This window comes from Flagellimonas sp. L-11, from assembly GCF_056857735.1.
In genome coordinates this window covers 1-4808 of the sequence record NZ_JBSXNR010000012.1, presented here as the reverse complement: position 1 = coordinate 4808, position 4808 = coordinate 1, and the positions used below count along the sequence as shown (strand labels likewise).

The following is a 4808-nucleotide window of genomic DNA, read 5'->3' as shown; positions in this document are numbered from 1 at the left end:
CTAATCAATCAGAAAAATTGTAAATTTTTGCCCTGATTATTCTGGTAAACTATACTCAGGAATCAGTGGTAAACATTGCTTCGGAATCGGTGGTAAACATTGGGTCGGAACAGTGGTAAACTTTGGGTCGGAATATCCACTCATATTCCCACCTTTTTGATTTATGAAAAGCGAACTTTTTTATATAGTTGTTTTGTTTGTTTTTTATAATGTCCAAAAAACCAATGCTAGGAGGCTTTTTTGAATATATAACAGGAAAGGAATGAACGTGATTTTTTCCGTCGTTTTTGAGTAAAATATCCAAATCATATTCTATGCAGAATCCTTTATGAGAATTAGCATAATGAGCCCAAAGTAATTCGTCTAAAGGAGTTTTAGAAAGTGAATAAATACCCATCTTATTATCCATTGACAAAACGTCGTCAGTATTATCATTAATTAATTTGACACCCTCTCTTGTTTTGGCTGCAACTTTTTGCCCAATGTAATTCAGAAATCTTTTTACTCGTTTAGCATCGGTAATGGCCTCACAAGGGTCATTTAATTGCTCAATAGAAGATGACCAATATTGATTGTTTTCAAGAGCTTTTAAATCATTCTCTGTACCACTTCTATACTTAAATACGAGCATTGATTTTGAAGGTTTTGGTAATTGTACACAGCGCCCTGCTAAACGCAGTGACGTTCTGGGTTTTGAATTATGTGAATTTATTTGCAAATAATTTAAAAGACAAGTAGAACGTTGCCAAATTGCCTTTAGGTGCTGTTGGGTCGGGTTTTTGGTGTTTTCGATCGTGGGGCCGTAGGTCTCGGGTCCCGACCGCATTGGCAATTTGGTTTAGCAGGGGTCTGTAAATTAAACTCTGTCCTTTGATTCAATTCCTTTGGGGCTAGCCCCAAAGGAATTGGTGTTTAATATCAAGGGTATCCTCTCCCCAAATTTAATATAAAGTTGTTGAACCGTTAGGCTCCAATTGTGCAAAGGGCTGGTCCATTTTTTTTCGATGTTCTTTGTGGCCAGGTATACCAGTTTGAGCAGGGCCATGTCATTGGTGAACGCCCCTTTGGTTTTGGTGACCTTACGCACCTGACGGTGGAACCCTTCTACTGCATTGGTGGTATAGATTATTTTTCTGATGGGTTCCGTATATTGGAAGTACTGTGATAGCTGCTCCCAATTACGCTGCCAGCTTTCGATGACCACGGGGTATTTGTCGCCCCATTTCTCTTCCAAATCGATAAGGGCATCCTCCGCAACTTCCTTGCTGGTGGCACGATAAACAAGTTTTAGGTCTCGCATGAACTCTTTTTGATCCTTAGAGGCAATGTACTTCAGCGAGTTGCGTATTTGATGTACGATGCAGAGCTGCACCTGTGCTTTCGGGAATACGCTCAATATCGCATCGGTAAAGCCTCTGAGGTTGTCCGTACAGGCGATCAGGATATCTTTAAGTCCACGGTTGTTCAGGTCTGTAAGTACTTGCAACCAAAAATTGGCTCCTTCGCTCTCGGAAATGTACATGCCCAATATTTCTTTGCGACCTTCCTTGTTGATGCCCAGAATATTGTAAAGGGCCTTATGGGTTATCCTACCATCCTCTTTGACCTTGTAATGCATCGCATCGAGCCACACGATACAATAGAGCGGCTCTAATGGGCGGTTCTGCCAGGCTTTCACGTCAGGTATGATCTTATCGGTTATTTGGCTCAGAACGGTATGGGAGATATCGGTATCGTACATTTCTTTGATATGGGAGGAAATGTCTCGGTAACTCATCCCAAGGCCGTAAAGGCCAATGATCTTGTCCGATAGATTGTCGGCCAGAATAGTTTGCCGCTTTTTTACCAGTTCGGGCTCAAAGCTGCTTTGCCTGTCCTGTGGCGTATCGATATCAAAAGTGCCAAAGCCGCTTTTGATCGTCTTCTTACCCTTGCCATTGCGCTTGTTACCTTGGTTACGTTGAGACTCGTCCAGATGACCTTCCATCTCTGCCTCAAGGGCCTTTTCAATAACATTCTTCAGCATTGGGGCGAATGCGCCTCCTTTGCCGAAAAGATTCTTGCCGGACATAAACTGGTCAAGTACCTTTTTCTCGAATTCTGTCTGTTCTTCTTTTCTCATGATTCTGTCTGAATAAAATTAGCACTTAAATTTATTTCAGACAGAGTTCAGTTTACACCCTCTTTAGCAGGTCATTGTAACACGTTTTTTCTCCGATCTATTTTTCAATTCCTGCTCCTTAATTTTTGAGATTTTCATTTAGCTAGAATTACTTTTCTTGAGATTCATTTATTTTTTCCATTCGTGAAATCGCCTCGGTCAAAAGTTCAATAAATTCCATTTGTTTATTTACAATGGGTAGTTTTCTATTGTAAATTCTTTCTGGATTAATTCCGTCACTTGGGTATCTAGTCAATGAACTATGTTGAATTGTTAAAATAGCACAAATATATAATGTGAAATTAATGAACATTATATCAAACATTGGATATATGACTGTCTTTAATGATTCAAATAGTTTTTCAGATTCTTCTATATTTAGAAAATCCTGTATTTCCTTTTTAAATGTTTTTGCCTTTTCAGTATCGAATTGACCAATCCAATTGCTAAGTGCAATCATTTGAGTTCTTAAGATTGAATTAAAATCTTTAGGCAACTCTAGTTTAAAATTTTTGAGTTCATTAATTTCATTTATATAGTAGTCTAGGTCTTCACTAGTAATATTGATTAAATCGCAATTTCGTAAACTATCTATAAATGATATGCTTTTTTTAATTGAGTCGTGACGTATTTTTAATTGTTTTGGTGATAATAACTCTAAGTTTTTATGAATTTCAATCTGTTTAAACAACTCAATTGATTCCAAAATATTTTTTTCTTGCTTAACAATTGCTTTCCTATAAATTTTAGTTTGGTCGTGCTGTATAGTTTTGAGTTCTGTTTCAGTGAGTATTTCAGAAATTAATGCAAAAGCCTTATTTGCCTTTTCTGTCGTTTGCTGAAACAAAAAATAAGAATTTCTATAATGTCCATTTTCGTGAAGGATTTTGGAAGAGTTCAAATCACTTTTTGAAAGGTCAATCCATACTTTTATTGTGCTATACATTCTTTTTTATACGTAGCAAGATAGGAATCTTTAATGCTTTTGAAGGAAGTTTCGGCAACATGGGTGTAATCATTTCTATTTTAAAATAAATGGAAATGCCATAAAAAAACCTCAATCCATGGCAAGATTGAGGTTCTTTTAATTTAAAATAGGGGTGCTTATTTGTTCTTCAATAGTTGTTCCAAATAACTGACCTTATCTTTTTCTGCTTGAACAAGACGTTCATAAAGTTTTTTATTCTCCTCATAAGCTTCGACCAATTTATCCAAAGGGTTGAAAGTACAAGTATTGTTGTGGCCAAAGTTACTGCTTGACACCTTATCATTAAAGGTGTTGAAATAGTTAATCATTGATTCCTCCGAAAAATTCTCAATCGCCTCCTTGGTCACACCCAATGCCTTGGCGATCTCCTCCAACTTGGCATCGTCCACCTTCTCGCTGTTCTCAATGTTGGAAACGGCCTGTTGGCTGATACCCAGTTCCTCGGCAAGGGTCTCCTGTTTCATGCCCCGTAGTTCGCGGATGCGGCCTATCTTTCTTCCTATGTGGTTTTTGGTCTTGGTCTCCATACCTCAAATATAGGGTGTTTCGCACAATAATCCGATGGTAAAATACAAAACTGGTTCAATAAAATACAAACGTCCATGGTGGGATACTTGGAAATGTGGCCTTAATATGATCGTTGATTCTCGAACCCTTTAAAACACGTTCCCATGACACATTACACGAACATACTGGAAAACTTTGAAAGAGCGGAAGAGCTGTCCGAACTGCTCAATGGCATCCTGAACATCATTACCATAGACAGGGCCTTCCTGTCCAGAAAACAAAATGAGGGAAATACCGAATATTATTTCCTGACCCTTTTCGTGGACGTCAACAATGACCCGTTGCCCAACGAAATCCGTTCACTAGTTGCAAAGAAAGCAAAGAAGCACCCCGATTTCAGGATAAGGGTCTACACGGAGAGCCAATCCGAAACCGGCCTTGAAAGGGGTTCGCTCTATTTCCTGGAACATTGCTGTCTCGGGGAAAACATCTTCGCCCATCCCGAAGGGGAGAACATTATGGATTTTTCGACCATGGCATACCGGAACCTCATGAAGCGGGCTTCCCGCTATTACAAATCTGAAATAGCAAAAGTAAATGCCTTTGCCAATATTGCGGAGATACTTATAAAGGAAGGGGATTATGCCATTGCCACCTTCAACATGCACCAGGCCTTTGAGCTTGCGTTCAGGTTCATCGAACAGATGTGCATCGGAAAGGGCATGGTGACCCATAGCATCATCAGCCACATCAATTACTGCAAACACTACTTTCCCACCCTCCAACCCTTTGTGGAACCTTCCGGAACGGAAAACAATGAACTTTTGCTCCTATTGGAACATGCCTATAGCGTTGCCCGTTACGGTACCGAGTTCGAGATTACAAAGCTACAGACCAAGGCCATCCAAAAACAAATGAAGGATTTCATCAAAGAAGTAGAGTCCATTTTCCAAAGGCATCTTGATGAGTGCAAGGCCCAAATCGATGGAATCGGAAAGGATTCTAAGAAAGTGGATATTCCGAGGAAAGTTTACCACTGTTCCGCTCTAAAGTTTACCAGTAAATTCCTGACGTAAGTTTACCAGTTTCACCTACTTTTTTCCACCGCGGGAACGGTTATAAAAATCAATTATACAACATTATTTTCTTTTA

5 protein-coding genes are annotated in these 4808 nt (G+C 39.2%); 1 reads left to right on the top strand and 4 read right to left on the bottom strand.

Annotated features, from left to right (window positions below; translation table 11 throughout):
• Window positions 1–55: 55 nt before the first annotated feature.
• The 4 genes from AC13CC_RS00405 to AC13CC_RS00390 all read right to left on the bottom strand — a co-directional run bounded on the left by AC13CC_RS00405 (window position 56) and on the right by AC13CC_RS00390 (window position 3676).
• Window positions 56–631 carry a DUF2971 domain-containing protein gene (locus AC13CC_RS00405; RefSeq protein ID WP_482875571.1) on the bottom strand — a complete coding sequence of 192 codons (576 nt, stop codon included), beginning with the start codon at window positions 629–631 and terminating at the stop codon, window positions 56–58.
• Between the two features lie 225 nt (window positions 632–856).
• A complete protein-coding gene (locus AC13CC_RS00400) occupies window positions 857–2122 on the bottom strand; it encodes an IS256 family transposase (protein WP_166247002.1) in 1266 nt (421 codons plus the stop codon).
• A gap of 148 nt (window positions 2123–2270) precedes the next feature.
• Entirely contained in the window at window positions 2271–3107 is an 837-nt protein-coding gene (locus AC13CC_RS00395) for a HEPN domain-containing protein (protein ID WP_272652006.1), read from the bottom strand.
• 158 nt (window positions 3108–3265) lie between these two features.
• Window positions 3266–3676, bottom strand: a complete 411-nt coding sequence (locus AC13CC_RS00390) for a helix-turn-helix domain-containing protein (RefSeq protein WP_482875570.1) — start codon at window positions 3674–3676, stop codon at window positions 3266–3268.
• A gap of 144 nt (window positions 3677–3820) precedes the next feature.
• Between AC13CC_RS00390 and AC13CC_RS00385 the strand changes: the two genes are divergently transcribed.
• Complete coding sequence (locus AC13CC_RS00385; protein WP_482875569.1) at window positions 3821–4732, top strand: HEPN domain-containing protein; 912 nt, start codon at window positions 3821–3823, stop codon at window positions 4730–4732.
• The last annotated feature ends 76 nt before the right edge of the window (window positions 4733–4808 follow it).

Coding starts and splice junctions, on each gene's coding strand:
- AC13CC_RS00405 (WP_482875571.1), bottom strand. CDS start 631: ATGCTCGTATTTAAGTATAGAAGTGGTACAGAGAATGATTTAAAAGCT.
- AC13CC_RS00400 (WP_166247002.1), bottom strand. CDS start 2,122: ATGAGAAAAGAAGAACAGACAGAATTCGAGAAAAAGGTACTTGACCAG.
- AC13CC_RS00395 (WP_272652006.1), bottom strand. CDS start 3,107: ATGTATAGCACAATAAAAGTATGGATTGACCTTTCAAAAAGTGATTTG.
- AC13CC_RS00390 (WP_482875570.1), bottom strand. CDS start 3,676: ATGGAGACCAAGACCAAAAACCACATAGGAAGAAAGATAGGCCGCATC.
- AC13CC_RS00385 (WP_482875569.1), top strand. CDS start 3,821: ATGACACATTACACGAACATACTGGAAAACTTTGAAAGAGCGGAAGAG.